The following is a 21,375-nucleotide window of genomic DNA, read 5'->3' as shown; positions in this document are numbered from 1 at the left end:
ATTTCTTTGCCAACGAAATCATTCAAAAAATGGCTTTGACCGGCAGAAAAGAATCTATTGATTCTATCATTAACAAAATGCCAGTTACACCTCTCCCTAACTACGCGTATAGAAACAACGGAGATATCACATTCAGCAACTACAATAAACAGTGGGGTTTTGAAATACCTAGCCGTTCAAACGGTTCTGCTTACGGTGATTTAGATAATGATGGCGACTTAGATTTAGTGGTCAACAACGTAAACATGGAGACGTTTGTGTATCGCAACAATTCTGATTCACAATCAGAAAACAACTATATAAAATTAAAATTTAAAGGTAATGACGGCAATAAGTTCGGTATAGGAACGGTTGCTCGTTTATACTACCCAGATAATATTATCGACCAGACTTTAATGCCTTCAAGAGGTTTTCAATCTTCGGTTGAATATCCTATGACCATAGGTCTTGGAGCTACAACAATATTAGACTCCATTCGTATTATATGGCCTAATGACGCTACCGCTAAGCTAACCAATGTTAAAGCTAACCAGACCATTACATTTAATCAAGAAGAAGCTAGCGAAGTATTTAAAATTAATAAAACGGAAACTCCAACCCTTTTAAAATCGATTGATAACAATACTTTCTTGACCCATAAAGAAAACAACTATATGGACTTTGATAATGAAGGGTTAATTTCTAAATCATTGGCAGAAGAAGGTCCCGGCTTAGCAGTTGGTGATGTAAATGGAGATGGAAATGATGATATTTTCATTGGTGGCGCAAAAAATCAAACTGGTGCATTATATCTTCATAAGGGTAACGGCTCACTTTCTAAACCTATTGTAAAATATTTTGAAACCGAAGCACCATTGGAGGATACCACTGCTTCCTTTTTTGATTCGGATAATGATGGTGATTTGGACCTTATGGTCGGTACCGGGGGCAATGAATTAGGTATGCAGGGCAGTTATGGCATTCGACTATATCTGAACGATGGAAATGGCAACTTTTCTTTAAGTACTAACAAACTACCAAATATCAACAAAAATGTAGCCGTTGTCGCTCCTTCAGATTTTGATAATGATGGTGATATTGATGTTTTTGTAGGATCAAGAAGTGTAGTAGGCACTTACGGTATAAACCCTGACCATTTATTTCTCTTAAATAACGGTGATGGTACTTTTACAGATATTACCGAACGCTCTGCATACGACTTAAAAGATGCAGGGATGATTACCGATGCCAAATGGCTAGATATGGATGGTGACGGTAAAGATGACCTAGTCACCGTTTCTGATTGGGGAAGTCCAAAAATTTATAAAAACTCTGGCAGAAGGCTTAGCGATTCTAAAAGTTCTCTTGACAGCCTTAATGGATGGTGGGGTGCCTTAGAAGGTTATGATTTGGATAACGACGGAGACCAAGATTTAATTTTAGGTAATACGGGCAGTAACATTCATTACAAACCTGCACCTGGGCAACCTATGAAAATGTGGGTAAACGATTTTGACAATGATGGAACCATTGAACAAATAACCACGCAAAATTATGATGGCGGCGATTATCCTCTTCATCAAAAAAAGGAATTAACTACTCAAATATTAGCCCTTAAGAAAAAGAACATTAAAGCTTCTGAATACGCTTCAAAAACAATTCAAGAGTTATTCTCAAAAAATGTTATAGACAACACCATTCTAAAAGAAGCTAATATTGCTGAAACCGTAATTGCCATAAATAATGGCAATGGCAATTTTACTATTAAAATTTTACCTCCTCAAGTTCAATTTTCCTGCATTTGCGGTATTCAATGTTTAGATGTAAATAAAGATGGTAATCTTGACCTTGTAATGGCAGGTAATAATTTTGAATTTAAACCTCAGTATTCTAGATTAGACGCCAACTACGGCAACGTTCTTCTTGGTGATGGAAAACTGAATTTTGAATGGCAAAACTATACCGATAGCGGTTTCTTTATAAGAAATGAAGTAAAACAACTACAGACAGTTAAAGACAAAAAAGGAAACGAATTTATCATCGCAGCTATCAACAATGACACTCCAAAATTGTATCGATTAAATGAAGAATAATTTACTGTACATATGTGTATTGGTATTTGCCGCTGGTTGCAAACAGAATTCAGGAGAGCTATTTGTACAACACGCGGCTGAAGAGACAGGTATCGCTTTTGAAAATACTTTAACCGAAACCAAAGATTTAAGTATTTTAGACTACCTATATTTTTATAATGGTGGCGGTGTTGCCATTGGCGACATCAACAACGATAGTTTACCAGACATCTACTTTTCCGGAAATCAGGTAAAGAATAAGTTATACCTGAACAAAGGTAATTTACAGTTTGAGGATATTACAAAAACAGCAGGTGTCGCTGGCGGCAGCTCTTGGAATACGGGTACAATCATGGGCGATGTAAATGGTGACGGACTTCTAGATATTTACGTGTGTGCTGTTGTTGGTCTAAATGGATTTAATGGATACAATGAGCTTTTTATAAACCAAGGCGATGCAACATTTAAGGAAAGTGCCGCGGATTACGGTTTAGATTTCGAATCTTACAGCTCATCAGCAGCTTTCTTAGATTATGATTTGGACGGAGATTTAGATATGTATCTCCTAAACCATGCCATTCATACACAAGATTCTTATGGAAATGCTCAAATAAGACACAACCGTATTTATGAAACGGGCGATAAATTATTACGAAATGATAATGGTAAATTTGTAGATGTTAGTGAAGATGCCGGTATTTATGGCGGTGTAAATGGCTACGGTTTAGGTATTGCCGTTTCAGACTTTAATCAAGACGGATATCCTGACCTTTATATTGGTAATGACTTCCATGAAGACGATTACTATTATATAAATAATGGCGATGGTACTTTTAAAGAAAGTCTTAAGGAAGCATTTGGACATACTACACGTTTTTCTATGGGTAGTGATGTTGCAGATATTAACCACGACGGTTTACCAGATTTAATTTCTTTGGATATGTTGAGCAAAGACGAAATCGTCTTAAAATCTTCTGAAGGTGATGACGACGTCCAAATTCAAAAGATGAAGACCAAGTCTTTTGGTTATCACAATCAGTATACCAGAAATATGCTATCTGTAAACCAGCCAAATGGCAAGTTTTTAGAAACAGCTTTACAGAGCGGAGTAGCGGCTACAGATTGGAGCTGGAGCGCCTTATTTGGTGATTTCAACCAAGATGGGGAACAAGATTTATACATTAGCAACGGTATACCAAAGCGTCCTAACGACCTTGATTACATCAACTATATATCTAACGAGAACATTAGGTCTAAAATCAATAACACCAATCTTGTAGACCAGAAAGCCCTTAAAATGATGCCTTCTGGTTTTGTTGGCAATATGATTTTTAAAGGTGCTAAAGACCTTCAGTTTATTGATGAATCTAAATCATGGATTGCACAAGACACCATTATTTCTGGAGCAACCGCCTATAGTGATTTAGATAATGATGGCGATTTAGATTTAATAACCAACAATTTATACAGCAAAGCAGGAATTCAAGAAAATACCACGAACAGTCAACGTAATTGGTTAAAAATTAAACTGAACTATACCAAGAATAATACATTCGGAATTGGTGCTAAAATATTCTCATACGCCAACGGAATTCAACAGTTTAAAGAAATGTATACTGTTCGCGGATTTCAAGCATCTTCTGAACCGATTATACATTTTGGGTATGGAGAACTTGAAAATATTGATTCCCTTAAAATTATTTGGCCTGACAAAAGCATGCAGTTGGTTAAAAACATTGCTACCAATCAAACACTATATTTAAATCCTGAAAATACTCAGCCTTTTAATTATAACTCACTTAAACAAAAAGAAAATGTGTTGTTTGAAAAAGCTTCAGACAACCTTGGCATAGACTATGTTCATATGGAAGATGCTTACAGTGATTATTTACGTCAAAAACTGATTCCTTATCAAATGTCCGATAGAGGTCCTGCAGTAAGTATTGGAGATTTAAACGGTGATGGAAAAGACGACATATTCTTTGGTGGAGCTAAATACATTCCGTCACAAATCTATGTTCAAGGCGATACTACATTTTACTCAAAAAATTATCAAGAAATCAAAAAAGACAGTATCAAGGAAGACATTGGCTCTATTATTGGCGACTTTAATTTAGACGGCAAAAATGATCTTATAGTAGGTACTGGTGGCGCAGATTTTTTCAATGAAATGAAGCCGCTCACCAATTCTTATTACGTTTCAATTGATTCTGTTTTCACCAAAAAAGAATTTCCAGACCTATTCGAGAATACATCTGTTCTTTTGAAATTAGATTATGATCATGATGATGACTTAGATATAATTATCTGTAACCAATCTATTAGTGCAGATTATGGAAACAAACCCAACAGCTATCTTTTAAATAACGAAAAAGGTGATTTCAAAGTAGCAACAGGTCCGTTCGAGAACTTAGGAATGGTTACCGATGCCATTGTAACAGATTTTAATAATGATGGTTGGGAAGATATTCTATTTGTTGGTGAATGGATGTCTCCAAGATTCTTTCAAAATATTAAAGGAACATTTGAAGAAATACATCCTTTAGAAAATAAAAATACGAACGGTTTATGGCAAGCAGTTACCAGTTTTGATATTGATGGTGATGGTGACCAAGACTACCTTTTAGGTAACTGGGGGCTAAATACTAAATTTACTGCTACGCAAGATCACCCTATGAAAATGTTCTATGGCGACCTTGATAAAAACGGAGCTACAGAAACTATTGTCAGCACTTATAAAGATGGTAAAGATTTTCCCGTAGACGGTTTAAAAGAATTATCTAGCCAGTTAGTATCTCTTCGCAAAAAATTCAATACTTATAGTTCTTTCGCAGGAAAATCAATGGAAGAAATATTAGGAGAACATATGCTAACAAACGCTGAAGTTCTTGAAGTACATACTTTAAGCTCTGGTTACTTACAAAACAACGGCGGTAAGTTTTCTTTTATACCATTTAGCTATGAACTACAATTGGCACCAATAATGGCATTCTTAGAATTTGATTTTAACGGAGATACTAAAACCGAAGTTTTGGCTGCAGGAAATTATTTTGGCGTAAAACCATACCACGGTCGATTTGATTCTTTTCCCGGGGCATTGATTAGTAGCACCAACAATGTTACCTTAGCCAATGAAATAGGACTAGACCTTACAGGTAAATCTATTCGAAGCATGAACATTATAAACGCAAATAACAAAAAATACATTTTACTCACCTTTAACAATAAGGCTGCAGAAGTGTATAGCATACTCAAACCTTAGTACAATGAAGAAGTATTTATTTATCATAATAACAGGTGTTATACTTGCGAGTTGCACCGAAAAGAAAAAAGAACCTATAGTAGTATCTCCTGATCAATTACATAACTCTATTGATCATGTCATAGATATTATGATTCATGATATTTTCTCTCCACCGGTAGCAAGTAGAATATTTGCCTACCCTAATATTGCGGCATATGAGATTGTTGCACAGGTAAATCCAAAATACGCGACCCTATCAGGACAATTAAAAGGTCTTACCCCTATACCTGCAATTGATACCGTATCCACCATTAATCCTCAACTATCCGCTTTGATTGCGCATATGAATATTAGCAGGCAACTTATCTTCTCAGAAGATAAATTTGATGTTTTGCAAGATAGCCTTTTCACACAGTGGAAAACAATGAACGAACCAGAGTTTGAAGCATCTAAAACTTACGGATTAAAAGTGGCAGAGCATATTAAAACGTGGATGAATAAAGATAATTACAGCCAAACGCGCACTATGCCTAAGTTTACTGTAAATACAGATGACCCGGCTAGATGGCAACCTACCCCACCGGCATATATGGATGGCATAGAACCTCATTGGAATAAAATTAGACCATTTATTATAGACTCTGCATCGCAATTTAAACCAATTCCGCCGCCTGCATTTTCATTAGATGAAAAATCAAACTTTTACAAAGAACTGAAAGAAGTATACGATATTAGTAATCAAATAACTGCTGATGGCGACGAGTCTGAAGAAGTAGCCATTGCGAAATTCTGGGATTGTAATCCGTATGTATCGGTAACGAGAGGACACTTAATGTTCGCTACCAAAAAAATTACTCCAGGTGCGCATTGGATCGGAATCACAAAAATTGCAAGCAAAAAAGTAAATAATGATTTCGACGATACGGTATTCGCCTATACAAAAACTTCAATGGCAATTGCCGACGGATTCATTAGTTGCTGGGACGAAAAATATCGCAGTAATTTAATTAGACCAGAAACATTGATCAATCAACATATTGACGAGAATTGGAAACCTATTTTACAAACACCCCCTTTCCCTGAATATACCAGCGGTCATAGTGTAGTATCAGGTGCTGCCGCAACTGCCCTAACTAGTGTTTTTGGTGAAAATTTCAGTTTTGAAGACGATACTGAAACACCATATGGTCTACCTATTAGAAAATTCAATTCTTTTAACGAAGCTGCCGATGAAGCCGCTATTAGTAGAATGTATGGTGGCATTCATTACCGAGCTGCCGTTGAAGTCGGTGTTGACCAAGGTAGAAAAATTGGTGCGTTATTGAACTCTAAAATCAAAATGAAAAATAATTAAATTTTACGCATAACAAACAATAATGAGAAAAGGCATTACCATTATAATAGCGGTCATTTCTATTGCATTACTCTGGTATTTTTTCATAAAACCGCAAGATTACCAAATAAGAGTTATAGCTAAGTCTAACACAGGAACAGTTAATCAAGCATTAAAATCATGGAGTAAAACGCTTCAAGAAGCCTCTATACGGCAAAAAGATGATTTAGCGCATCTAGAACAAATGATTGTTGCCGGCGATTCTACACATATCTATAATTGGAATATTACCCCAATTAATGATTCAACTTCTCAATTAGTTGTCAATGTAAAGGACAAGGACCACAGCTTTACGAACAAGCTATACATTCCCTTTACCGACACCAATTTTGAGAAACAAGCCAGAAAAACGGTTACCGATTTTATAGAAAACTTAAATACCCATAGAAAAGAGTTTAAAGTGACTTTTATGGGTGAAGACCATTTACCGTCTACCTATTGCGCTTGTGTTGAACATAAAACCACACAAAGTAATAAAGCCTTTGGTATGATGGAAAGTTATCCTTTTATGAATTCTGTTATCGCCAGCAACGGAATTCAAGTGAATGGCGTTCCTTTTATAGAGACTACTGATTGGAATATGCAGAACGATAGCATTAGTTTTAATTTTTGCTACCCTATCATTAAAACCGACTCTCTGCCGATAATTAAAGATCTTGTTTACAAAGAGTTCATAGGTATGAAATCGTTAAAGGCAATTTACAACGGTAATTATATGACCTCTGATAGGGCTTGGTACACCTTACTAGATTACGCTAAAGAGAAGAATATTGATGTCGACAAAAAACCCATAGAGTTCTTCTTTAACAATCCTAACATGGGCGGTGACGCTTTACGTTGGAAAGCTGAAATATTCATGCCATTAACAGATCAAGATGAGTAAAATAATCTTTACAACATTACTATTTATTTCTACACTTACTTCTTGTTCCAATTATGGACAACTAAACGTAATTGCAGATTTACCAAGTAGTTTATCTGAAAATTCTGGTCTTGCTACATATAATGATTCCACTGTATGGGTCATAGAAGACGGTGGTAATAAAGATGAAATTTATCAAGTTAGCTTGAAGGGAGAAATACTTAAAAGTTTAGAAGTTAAAAATGGTAAAAACCATGATTGGGAAGATCTTACAAAAGACTCTTTTGGTAATCTCTACATAGCTGATATTGGCAATAATGCCAACGAACGTAAAAATTTGGAAATCCTAAAACTCCCAAATCCTACTACAGAGCCCGGCGACAAAATTGACGCTGAAAAAATTGAACTATACTACCCTGACCAAAAGAAATTTCCACCAAAAAAAGATGCTTTGTTCTATGATTCTGAAGCCATTTTTCACCACGGTAATAAGATTTATATTGTAACTAAAAACAGATCAAAATCCTTTACGGGAGAAGCTCATATCTATTCTGTACCGGACACCAAAGGAAAGTATGAAGCCAAACTGATTGGTTCTTTTACCCCGTGTTCAGATTGGAATATTTGTCAAATAACCTCTATAGCTATTTCTCCAAAAGGTGATAAAATTATAGCGCTCAGTTACGGTAAACTATTTATATTCACAGATTTCACTTGGGATAATTTTACCAAAGGCAACATGCAAGAAATTGATTTAGGAGCACGCTCCCAATTAGAGTCTGTTTGCTTTCTAAATGACAACACCCTACTCATCTCAGATGAGAAAGCTCATGGAGAAGGGGGAAACCTTTATACCTATTCTTTAAAATAAAAAAGCTTTTTTAGAAGCCAAAACCTAACCCAAATGTAAATCTTGGTCCGTCTTCACTTGCAAATATTGCAGTATTTACAGAGATAATATCCGAGGCATTTAAAAAGAATCCGCCACCATAAGAAGTATGCCAGCGACCAGAATTCATTTCCGGCATCCATACTCTACCATAATCAAATCCGCCAAAGAGACCCATTGCCGTTGGCAATAATCTAGTTCTCTTCTTTTTTAAGCTAAATCTTATATCAGTATTTTGATAGTAAGATGTTTTACCTGTAAAACGTTGATTTCTAAATCCACGAAGACCATCCAGACCGCCAATGCTGGCAGCTTGGTAAAACTCATATTCATCTCCAATATTAAAATGCGCTTTCCATTTCGTCGCCAATACTAACCTACCATTTGGAATCAATTTATAATCAAAACTTAGACTCGGTATAATGTAACCAAAACTACCACCTTCTTTAGAGAGATTTTCTTTAAACCCAGCTTCTAATGACGTTCCCATGCCCAAGGTTGGGAAAGCTTCATTATCCCTATTTTCATAAGTATATGCAGCATGAGCCCCTACAAAATCACTATTGGTTTCTTCTCCGTTCTGTTGGTAAAAGGTATTTATAAATCTGTCATTAGTTTCTTCAACACTGATATTCTCATATGACAATCCTAACTTTACCTTGGCTCCTAACTGTCCTCTCCAAATTAATGAAGGAGAAAAATCTATCTGCCGTAATTTAACCCTGTTATAATCCAAACCTAAATCGTCATCGAAATTTTGGGTATTGTTACCAAAACCAAAAAAGTTGATTGCAAAATTAGGGCTCGTAAATCTAGCAGAAAGTTCTGCATTCCAATTCTCGAATATGTGTGCAAATTCTCCTTGATATTTAAAATCGAATCCGCTTGTAGCAAAATAATAAGAAGCTGCAAAGGTGTGTTGTTGTGTAAATGGATTTTGTCTAAAACCGTTATATGTATACGTATTTACAAAACCTATTCTAACACCATCATCTGGATTAAAACCGATTGTTGGTATAATCTGGTTAAAACTGTTTCTTAACTTTAATGGCTGGTAAGTATTTAAATCATAATCATCTGACAGTTTTACTTTTGCATCACCTGTTTCTTCAAATGTGTTCTTCTTACTTTTAAAGTCATATAAAGCAACGTTTCTACCATCTTCCACCCTATAGATATCATTATTGTGACCACCGATTATACGAACCTTTACACCAGAATAATGAGACGGATTTTTAACCTCAAAAATATCATCATCATCTAATCCAAAAACCCACAATTCTTTTGTGTCTTCTTTGGTAAATACCTTGTAATAGAATAGTCGCTTTTTCTTATCACCTATATTTCTAAATACTTTTACTTCAGTCTCTTCATCATTTAGCCTATTAATCTCAAACCAATCATCTTTATCCGTTCCTGCAACTACAGCATATTTATTTAATATTCTATAATACTCATTTGCTGTTTCTTCGATATGGCTCAATCTCGCCAATAGAACCTTTTTAATTTCATCTACCGTTTCATCACGTACTTCTTCTGGAAAAGATTTAAATGCCTCATCTATATCACTAGGCTTTAGATTTTCTTTTAAATATCTAGCTTGCTCTAACCACTGACTTTTTTCTGTTTCGCCCAATAATGTCAAATCAAGTACATAGGTCATTGGTGATGAATTAAAGCCTTTTACACTTCTAATATCTTCATTAAAACCTTCCATTAATCTTAATCCTGGTATAATACGGGTAGCTATTTTCATTAACGCGCCATCACCCATTTTTGAAAATACCTGATCACGATCCCTAGGTATAGGTCTATAAATAATCTTGCCCTTCTTCTCGTCTTTAAATTCTGCCCAACGCCACTGATCTACATGACGATCCCAATCGCCCAAAACCATATCAAAAAGTCGTGCTCTTAAATAGAGGGCTTTATCCACTTCGTACTTTTCATCATCACGAAGGTCCTCTAGCATACCATCTGTACTCGTTAAATTATTAGAATACCCAAAACTTGCTAAATCTCCATGACCATCGCCAGTATGCTCTTCAATCATATACAATTCATCACCAAAGGTTTCGTTATACTCTTTTAAAGCTGGCTGTTTAGGTACGTAATATAAAACCGGATTAGTATGGTAGATACCCACCGCATCAGATAATTTTGCAGTTGTAAACGGTCCATAGGGGTGTGATCCCGTATAAAAGTCTTGTAATATCTTTTGCGTATATGTTTCTTTTAAATCATCTAGCACATATTGATCTTGAAAAGCCATGGATTGCAAATACAATTCTGCGCTTTTCTTTAAAGCCCTCATCACAAATTCCCTTCCATCTTTTGCACGTAAACGCAATGATTTAGATTGATGACCACCTCCTTTTTTAACTGGCACCAGACCACCAAAAAGAGAATCTATATTTACGGTCGGTACGGTCACCTCGGTACCATAATACTTTCGGTAGCGGTCACCCCATATTCCTTTATAAAATCCGCTTTTATCAATTTCATTCTTTGTATAAACAGATGCCTTTACACTATCAGGAAATTCATTGTTAAATCCACCAATATATTTTTTTTGAGTTGGTGGCAGAACTTCATTGGTAAACAAAAACTCTTCGTTTTCATCATCTCCTACACCATAAAAACGAACTCTAGAAGAACCATCTTTATATACTTCTAAAGTAGCATATCCCATTTTACCGGTATTGAATTGAGAACCGTTTAGCAAACGTGTAAAACCTTCTTTTGCACCAGAACCGCTAACAATTTGCGGAGTATTATTTTCTACAAAATATTGTAATGTATGTTCATGCCCAGATGCAAATATTACGCGATCAGAATATTGTGCCAATGTAGTTACCCTATTCATTAATTCTCGATAACGCTTATTGTTTACATCTTCTACAGATGCACCAGAAGTATTTCTAAGTATATTAATGAACGAACCTAGTACAGGTAACGGTACTGCCATTTTCTTAGGATAAAAATTTTTTCTTATCGAATATTGCCCACCGTGCTCCCCATAACTATTACTAGGGTGATGCATTGCAATAACCGTTGTACGGTCGCGGTAATCTTTTATAGCATCTTCAAGTTCTAAGAAAAACTTTGCCCTACTTTTAATTTCACACTTATCATTAATATCTGGACGTTTGTCCCAATTGGTCAAATACCATTCTGTATCTATGGTAATAATAGCAACATCATCACCTATTTCCACAACATCTATAGGGCAGCCGTTCTCTGGTAAAAATGGGTCTTTTTCTTTTTTCTTAAGTGCTTTCTTTATATAATTTTCTTCCCTTTCAAGGCCAACGAGACCTTCCGTATACCAATCATGATTTCCTGGTATAAAAAGAGGTCTTCCTTTAAAATTATTTAATGTATTGACCTGGGCATCTAAATGATTTTTAGCTGTTCTATAGGCATCGGTAGAATCTTTTGGGTCAGGTAAACCGGCAGGATAAATATTATCGCCTAAAAAAATAGCCGTGCTATTCTCATCTGCCCTGTCTAATCTATTCTTAAAAATTTTCAGAGCGGGATTCATTCCTCCCATAGGTGACAAACCAGCATCTCCAATCAAATAAAAGGTATGTGATATCTCTTTTTCATCATTTACATCTATAGCATATTTTTCATCTACATACTTGGTATTATAAGTAGCACAACTAGTAATGAATATAAAAACCGACAGATATGCATATAATTTTTTCATAGTAACGTTGCCCATCTTTAAAATTTTGTAATTTGGGTATTTGAAACCAATTTTTCCATGTCAAAAATCTTAGATAATACACAACAGTTTGTAAATGACTTACTTACCAATCATCTGGATAAGAAGTTTTTATACCATAATCTAAGACATACCCAAAGAGTCGTTAAAAGTACTAAACAATTACTGGAATCATGTTCTCTATCCGATCAGGATAAGGAACTTCTTGTTTTAGTTGCCTGGTTACATGATACTGGCTACACAAAGGGCACCGCCAATCACGAAGAAAGTAGCTGTGAAATTGCGGAAGATTTTTTGACAAAAGAAGGATACGACAAAGAAAGAATAGAGAAGGTAAAATCTTGCATACTAGCCACTAAATGGAATGCAAAGCCAACCAATTTAATGGATGAGATTATACGCGATGCAGATTCTTCTCATTTTGCACAAAGCAGCTATCTTGAAACTTCTGATCTTTTACGTGAAGAACTTAAACTACTTGGATTAAAGAACTACAAGCAAAAAGATTGGCTAGAACTCAATATTCAAGTATTTAGAATAGACCACCAGTATTATACAGATTACGCTAAAGAGCATTGGCTTGAAAAAAAGGATAAAAATTTAAGAAAGCTCATAAAGGACAAAAAATCTGAAAAAAAACTTGCTAAAAAAGAAAAACTAAAAGCCCAGTTTAAAAGTGAAAGTCCGGATCGTGGTATACAGACCCTATACCGTGTAACCCTAAAAAACCATATTACCCTTAGTGATATTGCAGATACAAAAGCAAATATTTTACTTTCTGTAAATGCCATTATCATATCATTAGCGTTGTCTAACCTTATCCCTAAATTAGACAACCCATCTAACGACTATTTAATTTACCCAACAGTAATTTTCGTATTCTTTAGTGTGGTTTCTATGGTATTAGCAGTATTAGCTACCAGACCTAATGTTACCAGTGGCGAGTTTACCAAAGAAGACGTAGCCAACAAAAATGTAAACCTCTTGTTTTTTGGAAACTTTCATAAAATGGCCTTAAGTGAGTATGAATGGGCTATTCAAGAAATGCTAAAGGATAAAGATTACATATATACATCTCTAACCAAGGATCTTTATTTTCTTGGTATTGTACTGAATAGAAAGTATTCATTACTGCGTTGGACCTATACCATTTTCATGATCGGTATGATCCTTTCCGTAATAGCGTTTGCCGTTTCGTTTAAATTCTTTGGTCCAGATCGAAAAATAGAATTATTGAGCCAGGTGTTATTCTTTTAAAGCATCCATAAGATCTTCATAAGTATATGTCTTCTCAGGTTCTTGCTCTCTTTTATAAAGAATCTCTGCACGTATAGCCTTTAAGCCAGAAACACCTTGTAACCCCTCTAACTCTACAATTTCTATTTTGTTGGTAAAGCAACCTTTGGACCTTAAAAATTTAATGTATCTTAAATACTCTAGTTCATCTTTCTTTTGTGAATACACAATAGACAACACACCTTTCTGAGTTAACCTTTTATCGGTACCTTTTATATAAGACTTATCAATTCTCTTTTTAATTACTTCATAACGAGCATTATACGTACCATCTACATCAAATTGTTTTTCATCCATTCTAAATCGAATAGATAACGATGTGTTATATACCAATATTAAAGAGGCCGCATCTAACGGTACTGGTAATTTTGGCTTTAAAGCATAATGCGTATTTTCCATTTCACACATTACTTGTAATTGCCACAATCTTAAATTATTAAAATATAGCGAATTGTATTCTTTACTTTCTGAAATTGAAGAACCAATATACATGTTATGCTCTACGCCGTCTGTTTTGTAACGCTCGTAATAATGAGGAAACATTGCTTGTGCACTTTCTTGCCTTTTATCAATGACCGAAGAAAGCTTTTTATTGATCAATGTTACACTTTCATCATAGTTCTTTCTATGATCATAGTATGACCCTGTGCCCATATCAATTTTAGACTCATACTTTAAAATATGCTTTTCTATATCCTTATTAGATTTTTTAAGGTGTTCAAAAACAGGAGATATTTCATCATGAACAAAATCAAAAATAGCTTGTTCACTATTCGTATAAAGCATTTCCTTTATACTATCTAAATGATTATTCACCCTAAAGATCAACTCCTCATATATGGGAAGATTCCATTTTTTTACTGCAATATTAAGCACATTATCAATTTCTGAAAGCTGAATCATTAAATCTCGCTGAATAGCTAAATTTCTAGCTTGGGAAGAATCCTTAATATCTATTTGACCAAATAAGGGAAAGACATCTTTAAATACAATTTCTTTAAAAGATGGTGATTTCCCATCCGCTTCATCTATCATGAATTTTTTCGCCTCTTCTTGAAACTTCCAATATACCGAAGAATGAACAGAAGTACATTCATTTTGAATTATAGCATCTATTCTATTATTTTCTTCATTCTTGGCACGAACAACGGCAGAAACTATAAATGGTAAAACATCATCTAACTTTTGAGCATTTACTCCGTTAAGTACCCCCTTCTTTTTAGATACAATTTCCAAAACCCCTAAAAGGTTATTTTCATAAGCTATAGGAGCAAAAATGGCACTTTGTATCCCTTGTTCCTTAAGTCCCTTATAGGGATTCATATTACCTGACTGTTCTACCATACGATTCATATCGGTGATGGTAAAATACGAGTTGTGATCTATCAGCTTATCATAAGAATCTGCACACAAGGCACTTTTACAATCAATGTGATGTAGCCCTCCTAAAAGAAAGCTATCAAACCCCATTCCTGCAACCTCTTCAAATTCATCTTTTTTAGCATCAAACGAAGCAAAACCAACTTTAATATTTGGCAGTCTAAAGAACGACTTAAAAGTTTCCTGCAGATCATGCATGAAATTCTTAGGCTGTATAGTATCCTTAGAAATTAATTTTGTCTTAATATTTGAGATTGCCTGTTCCATGGTAACATCGAACAGATTGGCAATTACAAAACCTTTAGATATAAAACTTTCCGGTGGTATTTTTTCCATCCAAAGTTTTATATCGTTTGGACTAGCCAAAAGCTCATCTACATCTTTTTGTGTAATTTCTTTTGCACGCTCCGTAGGTATAACATCAATAAAATCTGCATTGTACAATATACGGTAATGACGCATAACTCCATTGGCATCTGGAATATCATAAAAATAAGGACGGCTAAAATCTATATGATAACCATAATAATAATTTAAAACCACTACACAGCTCATGATATAATCCATATCATCGCTTACGTTTCTTAACTCTGGTTCATAGTCTTCACCAGCCTCTTCAATTATTTTCTGAAAACGATTAGAAGACTTTATGATCATATCTTGATAAGGCAAGGTTGCTACCTTTATCTCATTACCACTTAAAGCTTCTGTAAATGTATCCTGTAAAATTCTATTTATAAGGTCTTTGTTCTTTTCTAATAATGTAAAATCTGAAAAACCATCTCGTAGTTCTGGAAAACCCTTCTCAATAGACAAAATACGTTCGGCCGTAGCCGCCAAAAAAGGATCATCGCCCTTTAAATGTTCATCATACTTCTGTAGAAGTTTTTCAAAACTTATGAGGTGCTTTACCGGCATTATCTTTCTCTCGTGCTTTCCCATGGTTGAGTTAGTCTACTAATTTGGGGTAAAGTTACAAAACATACCATATTTTTTTAGCTCACTAAGTCTTGCGGTTGACTTGATTTTCGGATATTTAACGAAAATTAATCCATGTCATCGGATAGTAGACTTAATAGAGCTTATAAAAACGCCAAAGTTATTCCGTTTGACGATGCTTCTAAATTCATACTTTTCAGTGATTGCCATAGGGGAGACAACAGTTTTGCCGATGATTTCGCTAACAACAGAAACATCTATTTTCACGCCTTACAATTCTACCACTCACAAGGGTTTGACTACTGTGAACTTGGTGACGGCGATGAACTTTGGGAGAACATTCATTTCGAATCTATTTTTGAGGCTCATAAAAATGTTTTCAAGCTTTTAAAGCAATTTCATTTAGAGCAAAGATTACATATGATTTGGGGAAATCATGATATGGTCTATAAAGATGAAGCTTATGTAAAGAAGCATTTATCTAGTTACTTTGAGCCTATTGATGATAAAGACAAATCTCTTTTTGAAGGTATTAAATATCATGAAGCTCTTATTTTAAAACATCAAGAAACTCAACAAGAAGTTTTTCTCACCCACGGCCACCAAGCAGATTGGTGGAATTACAGGTTTTGGCGGGTAGGTAGATTTTTAGTTAGAATTCTTTGGAAACCTCTTCAAGTTTGGGGCATAGCCGATCCAACATCTCCTGCTAGAAACTATACCGAACTTATAAAAGTTGAGCGACGTACAAAAAAGTGGATTTTAAAGAATAACTCAAAAGTTACTATTGTTGGTCATACGCATAGACCGCGCTTTCCTGAACCTGGCGATATCCCCTTATTTAATGATGGTAGCTGCGTTCATCCAAGAAGCATAACAGGTATTGAAATTGAAAATGGCAATATCTCTCTGATCAAATGGCAAATAAACACTACCGATGATGGCACTCTTCGCGTTGTTCGTATACTTTTGGAAGGACCTCAGAAACTGGCAGATTATATAGAATAAGTATACCCTCATACGTTTCTTCATCTCATTTTTCATTTCTAAATCAAATATTTAAATAATCATATAAGAATACATTTACGCAATATATATTGTATGAAAATTCTTAAAATAAATCTAAAATATTGTGACTTATATTAATTTTTAGTTTCTAAACTAGTACACAATTAAACCTTATTAAAATGAAAAGATTTATTGCAGAATTTATCGGCACCTTATGGCTGGTATTAGGTGGTTGCGGTAGTGCCGTACTTGCCGCAGGATTTCCGGAAATGGGTATTGGCTTCGTTGGCGTCTCTTTAGCTTTCGGTTTAACCGTCGTTACCATGGCATACGCAATTGGTCATATTTCTGGTTGTCATTTAAATCCGGCCGTAACCATAGGTGTTTGGATAGGCGGTCGTTTTGAAGGCAAAGATGTTTTCCCTTATATCGTTGCCCAATTAATGGGAGGTATTGCGGGCGCTGCAATACTCTTTCTTATTGCTTCAGGTAAATCCGATTTCGTTCTTGGCGGTTTTGCCTCTAACGGTTATGGTGAACATTCACCAGGAGGATATAGTATGACCTCTGCTCTGATTATAGAGGTAGTAATGACATTTATATTCTTATTCGTAATTCTGGGATCCACTTACACAAAAGCTCCAAGAGGTTTTGCAGGTTTAGCAATTGGACTTTGCCTTACCTTGATTCACTTGATCAGTATTCCCGTAACAAATACATCTGTTAACCCTGCTCGTAGTACAAGTCAAGCACTTTTTGTTGGCGATTGGGCTTTAGATCAGCTTTGGTTATTTTGGCTGGCACCTATAGTTGGCGCTATTTTAGCAGGATTGGTCTACAAAGTTATTTCACCAGAAATGACAGATAAATTATAGAACTTTAAAGATTACGCTCATCGTATTTAGTTAAAATATGATGAGCTTTTTTTTTATGGTATATTTAGAGAATCAACTAAACAACTCTATTAAATATGCCACTACTCATTGTTATTATAGGAATTCTTCTCCTATTCATTCTCATTGCCAAATTCAAATTAAATGCTTTTATCACCTTTATCATCGTTTCTTTATTCGTTGGTATTGCTGAAGGAATGGAGCCCATTAGCGTTGTCGATTCCATTCAAAAAGGTATTGGTAATATTCTAGGTTTTCTTGTTATTATTTTAGGTCTTGGTGCCATGCTAGGCAAATTGGTTGCTGATAGTGGCGCAGCGCAGCGTATTACCACCAAATTAGTAGAGAAATTCGGAAAAAAGAACATACAATGGGCAGTCGTGCTAACAGGCTTCATTGTTGGTATACCTATGTTTTACTCCGTAGGTTTTGTCATTTTGGTCCCTCTGGTTTTCACTATTGCAGCTGCAACCGGTCTACCTCTTTTATATGTAGGTTTACCCATGCTAGCATCTTTATCGGTAACACACGGTTATCTACCTCCACACCCTGCACCAACTGCTCTTGCAACTATGTTCAACGCAGATATAGGTAAAACTTTATTATATGGCATCATAGTAGCCATACCCGCAATTATCGTTGCCGGACCGTTACTTTCAAGAACCCTAAAAGGTATTAATGCTACACCTCTAAAAGAATTTCTAAACCCTGTAATTATTAAAGAAGAGGAAATGCCCAGTATGGCAAACAGTATTATAAGTGCACTTTTACCTGTAATTCTTATTGCCATTTCTGCATTGGCCAAGCTTTTATTACCTACAGATTTCTTTCTTACCAAAATATTAGTTTTTATGGGCAACCCTGCTATTGCCATGCTCATAGCAGTATTAGTCGCTATTTACACGTTAGGTTTAGGTCGCGGTAAAAGCATGAAAGAAGTCATGGATTCTGTTGGTAGTGCTATTACCGGTATTACTATGGTACTGTTGATTATTGCTGGATCGGGTGCATTAAAACAAGTTCTTATCGATAGTGGAGTAAGTGTATATATTGGTGGTATTTTAGAACAATCTTCTATTTCTCCGTTAGTTTTAGCTTGGCTGATTGCTACGGTAATTCGCGTTTGCGTTGGTTCTGCAACCGTTGCAGGCTTAACCGCTGCCGGTATTGTTCTACCTCTTGTTCAAGGTACGGGTGTTAGTCCTGAATTGATGGTACTGGCAATCGGTTCTGGTAGTTTAATGTTATCTCATGTTAACGATACCGGTTTTTGGTTATTTAAAGAATACTTTAACCTATCTGTGAACGACACTTTAAAAAGCTGGACAGTGATGGAAACTACTGTTGGTATTATGGGATTAATCGGTGTTTTAGCTATTAACGCCTTCATCTAAAAAATTATAAATATGCAAAAAAAACCATCTGAAAAAATTAAGGAACTAGGGTTAATCTTACCTCCTGCCCCACCTCCTGCAGGGCTATACAAACCTGTTTTAGTCGTTGACCATTTTTTATACATTTCTGGTCAGGGTCCTATGCAAGATGATGGATCACTAATTGTAGGTAGAGTCGGTCATGATATGACTACGGAAGAGGCTAAAGTTGCCGCTAGACAAGTTGCCCTGACCATGCTTTCTACCATACAGACTCATTTTGGTGATATCGATAAAATCAAAAGAATTGTAAAAACATTGGGTATGGTAAATTCCACTCCTGACTTTGGTCAACAGCCTTTGGTCATTAATGGTTTTAGCGAATTAATGGCAGATATTTTTGGCCCCGATAATGGCGTAGGTGTTCGTAGTGCCGTAGGAATGATTTTACCAGGAGGAATTCCTGTAGAAATCGAAGCTCATTTTGAATTACATCATTAACAATTATGACAAACGAAAATTGGTATTCCATTCACCACCCAGAGGAAGTAATTTCCCCATCTTTACTAGTATATCCTGATAGAATTCAACACAATATTAATTTGATGATTTCTATGATCGGTGATGTAAAGAGACTACGCCCGCATGTTAAAACATATAAAAACGCCAATATCATTAAGATGCAAATGGCAGCGGGAATTCATAAATTTAAATGTGCCACTATTTCTGAAGCTGAATTACTTGGCGACTGCAATGCAGCAGATGTATTGCTAGCCATGCAGCCTGTTGGTGCCAATGCACAACGTTTTATTGAGTTGATTAAAAAATACCCGAACACACAATTTTCTACTCTTGCAGACAATTCTAGAACGCTTACTATTCTAAATGAATTGGCTAAATCGCACAACATACATATTTCGCTTTGGGTAGATATTAATAATGGTATGAACCGCACGGGAATTATACCCGATCACAATGCTTTAGAACTATATATTCAATTACATGAACATTCAAATTTAATTGCAGAAGGACTTCACGTTTACGATGGTCATTTACGTAATTCAGACCCCATAATAAGAGAGCAAGATTGCAATACAGCTTTTGAAGCGGTTATCGACTTAAAGAAAAGTATTGAAGATAAAAACTTACGCAGCCCAAAAATAGTTGCAGGTGGGTCGCCAACGTTTCCTTTTCATTGTAAACGAAAAGATGTTGACGCTAGCCCTGGCACTACACTTCTTTGGGATTCCGTATATAGTAACCAATTTCCGGAAATGAAATTCTTGCCAGCTGCCGTACTTTTTACAAGAATTTTGAGTAAACCTACTACCGGCATTCTGTGTTTTGACCTTGGTCACAAATCTATTGCTCCAGAAATGCCTTTTCCTCGTGTAGAATTTCTAGACTTAAAACATAGCAAACAAATAAGCCAGTCTGAAGAACATTTGGTGGTAGAGTATGATGATCTTACCATTCCTGAAGTTAGTGATGTCCATTATGCCGTACCAAAGCATATTTGCCCAACGGTGGCAAAATACGATACACTAACTGTGATAGAAAACAACACCGTTATTGACTATTGGCCGGTAACTGCCAGAACTCAAAAATCTACTATTTAAGCATGTTTATATTTGATGCCCATTTAGACCTTTCCATGAATGCGATGGACTGGAATAGAGACCTTACCTGGTCTATTGAAGAAATTAGAAAAAGTGAACAAGGTTTAACCGACAAGCCTGGCCGTGGTAACAATACCGTTTCTTTGAAAGCTATGCGCAGAGGAAATGTAGGACTTTGTATGGCAACTCAAATTGCTAGATATGTGCATAAGGACAATACCTTACCAGGATGGAAATCACCCCAGCAAGCTTGGGCACATACACAAGGGCAGCTTGCATGGTATAAAAGCATGGAGGCAGCCGGTGAAATGACTCAAATCACTAACAAAGCTCAACTAGAAGACCATTTAACTCTTTGGCAAACAAATGAAGAGAAAAAACCTATTGGTTATTTACTAAGCCTGGAAGGAGCAGATTCTATCATTGACATCTCATACCTACAGAAAGCTTATGATTCGGGCTTAAGAGCTATTGGTCCAGCGCATTATGGTCCGGGTACTTATGCTCACGGAACAAATTCAGTTGGCGGTATTGGAACCAAAGGAAGAGAACTTCTAAAAGAAATAGAACGACTAGGACTAATTCTTGACGTGACTCATCTTTGTGACTTAAGCTTCTGGGAAACTATGGTGAATTATGACGGTCCTCTTTGGGCAAGCCATAATAATTGTAGAGTTTTAGTAAATCACCATAGA

Annotated in this window: 14 protein-coding genes; 12 read left to right on the top strand and 2 right to left on the bottom strand. The window is 35.7% G+C overall.

The window, feature by feature from the left end:
• From ABJI11_RS07905 to ABJI11_RS07885, 5 genes are all read left to right on the top strand, one after another.
• Nucleotides 1–2,072 (top strand): FG-GAP-like repeat-containing protein (locus ABJI11_RS07905; RefSeq protein WP_348351001.1); only part of this gene is annotated, 2,072 nt, incomplete at its 5' end.
• Nucleotides 2,062–5,313 (top strand): VCBS repeat-containing protein, encoded by a 3,252-nt coding sequence (locus ABJI11_RS07900; protein ID WP_348350999.1) that lies wholly within the window; start codon nucleotides 2,062–2,064, stop codon nucleotides 5,311–5,313. The genes ABJI11_RS07905 and ABJI11_RS07900, both read left to right, overlap by 11 nt.
• 4 nt (nucleotides 5,314–5,317) lie before the next feature.
• The gene (locus tag ABJI11_RS07895) at nucleotides 5,318–6,649 is read left to right on the top strand and encodes a vanadium-dependent haloperoxidase (protein ID WP_348350997.1); all 1,332 of its coding nucleotides are present in this window, start codon (nucleotides 5,318–5,320) and stop codon (nucleotides 6,647–6,649) included.
• A gap of 22 nt (nucleotides 6,650–6,671) precedes the next feature.
• Nucleotides 6,672–7,571 carry an AraC family transcriptional regulator gene (locus ABJI11_RS07890; protein WP_348350995.1) on the top strand — a complete coding sequence of 300 codons (900 nt, stop codon included), beginning with the start codon at nucleotides 6,672–6,674 and terminating at the stop codon, nucleotides 7,569–7,571.
• On the top strand, nucleotides 7,564–8,421 hold the full coding sequence (locus tag ABJI11_RS07885) for a hypothetical protein (RefSeq protein ID WP_348350993.1): 858 nt from the start codon (nucleotides 7,564–7,566) through the stop codon (nucleotides 8,419–8,421). The genes ABJI11_RS07890 and ABJI11_RS07885 overlap by 8 nt, the downstream gene beginning before the upstream one ends.
• A gap of 10 nt (nucleotides 8,422–8,431) precedes the next feature.
• Here ABJI11_RS07885 and ABJI11_RS07880 read toward each other — a convergent pair whose 3' ends face one another.
• Nucleotides 8,432–12,169, bottom strand: a complete 3,738-nt coding sequence (locus ABJI11_RS07880) for a metallophosphoesterase (protein ID WP_348350991.1) — start codon at nucleotides 12,167–12,169, stop codon at nucleotides 8,432–8,434.
• A gap of 42 nt (nucleotides 12,170–12,211) precedes the next feature.
• Here ABJI11_RS07880 and ABJI11_RS07875 point away from each other — a divergent pair, with 42 nt between their 5' ends.
• Nucleotides 12,212–13,429: a Pycsar system effector family protein gene (locus tag ABJI11_RS07875; RefSeq protein WP_348350989.1), complete on the top strand. Its 1,218-nt coding sequence runs from the start codon at nucleotides 12,212–12,214 to the stop codon at nucleotides 13,427–13,429.
• On the opposite strand, the gene ABJI11_RS07870 is transcribed toward ABJI11_RS07875, so the two are convergent.
• A complete protein-coding gene (locus ABJI11_RS07870; protein WP_348350987.1) occupies nucleotides 13,418–15,790 on the bottom strand; it encodes a GAF domain-containing protein in 2,373 nt (790 codons plus the stop codon). The genes ABJI11_RS07875 and ABJI11_RS07870 overlap by 12 nt on opposite strands.
• Nucleotides 15,791–15,901: 111 nt before the next feature.
• Between ABJI11_RS07870 and ABJI11_RS07865 the strand changes: the two genes are divergently transcribed.
• The 6 genes from ABJI11_RS07865 to ABJI11_RS07840 all read left to right on the top strand — a co-directional run.
• Nucleotides 15,902–16,795 carry a metallophosphoesterase gene (locus tag ABJI11_RS07865; protein ID WP_348350985.1) on the top strand — a complete coding sequence of 298 codons (894 nt, stop codon included), beginning with the start codon at nucleotides 15,902–15,904 and terminating at the stop codon, nucleotides 16,793–16,795.
• Between the two features lie 179 nt (nucleotides 16,796–16,974).
• Nucleotides 16,975–17,670, top strand: coding sequence for an aquaporin Z (gene aqpZ, locus ABJI11_RS07860; protein WP_348350983.1), 696 nt, complete (start codon nucleotides 16,975–16,977; stop codon nucleotides 17,668–17,670).
• A 95-nt stretch (nucleotides 17,671–17,765) separates the two neighbouring features.
• Complete coding sequence (locus tag ABJI11_RS07855) at nucleotides 17,766–19,082, top strand: gluconate:H+ symporter (RefSeq protein WP_348350981.1); 1,317 nt, start codon at nucleotides 17,766–17,768, stop codon at nucleotides 19,080–19,082.
• Between the two features lie 12 nt (nucleotides 19,083–19,094).
• Nucleotides 19,095–19,562: a RidA family protein gene (locus tag ABJI11_RS07850; protein WP_348350979.1), complete on the top strand. Its 468-nt coding sequence runs from the start codon at nucleotides 19,095–19,097 to the stop codon at nucleotides 19,560–19,562.
• A 5-nt stretch (nucleotides 19,563–19,567) separates the two neighbouring features.
• Nucleotides 19,568–20,680: a D-TA family PLP-dependent enzyme gene (locus ABJI11_RS07845; RefSeq protein WP_348350977.1), complete on the top strand. Its 1,113-nt coding sequence runs from the start codon at nucleotides 19,568–19,570 to the stop codon at nucleotides 20,678–20,680.
• Nucleotides 20,681–20,682: 2 nt separating this feature from the next.
• Nucleotides 20,683–21,375 (top strand): membrane dipeptidase (locus tag ABJI11_RS07840; RefSeq protein WP_348350975.1); only part of this gene is annotated, 693 nt, incomplete at its 3' end.

Origin of the sequence: Maribacter sp. (assembly GCF_039968975.1) — a bacterium.
GTDB lineage: Bacteria > Bacteroidota > Bacteroidia > Flavobacteriales > Flavobacteriaceae > Maribacter.
Note: the sequence above shows the minus strand (reverse complement) of the source record. Positions and strands in the feature narration are given on the sequence as shown.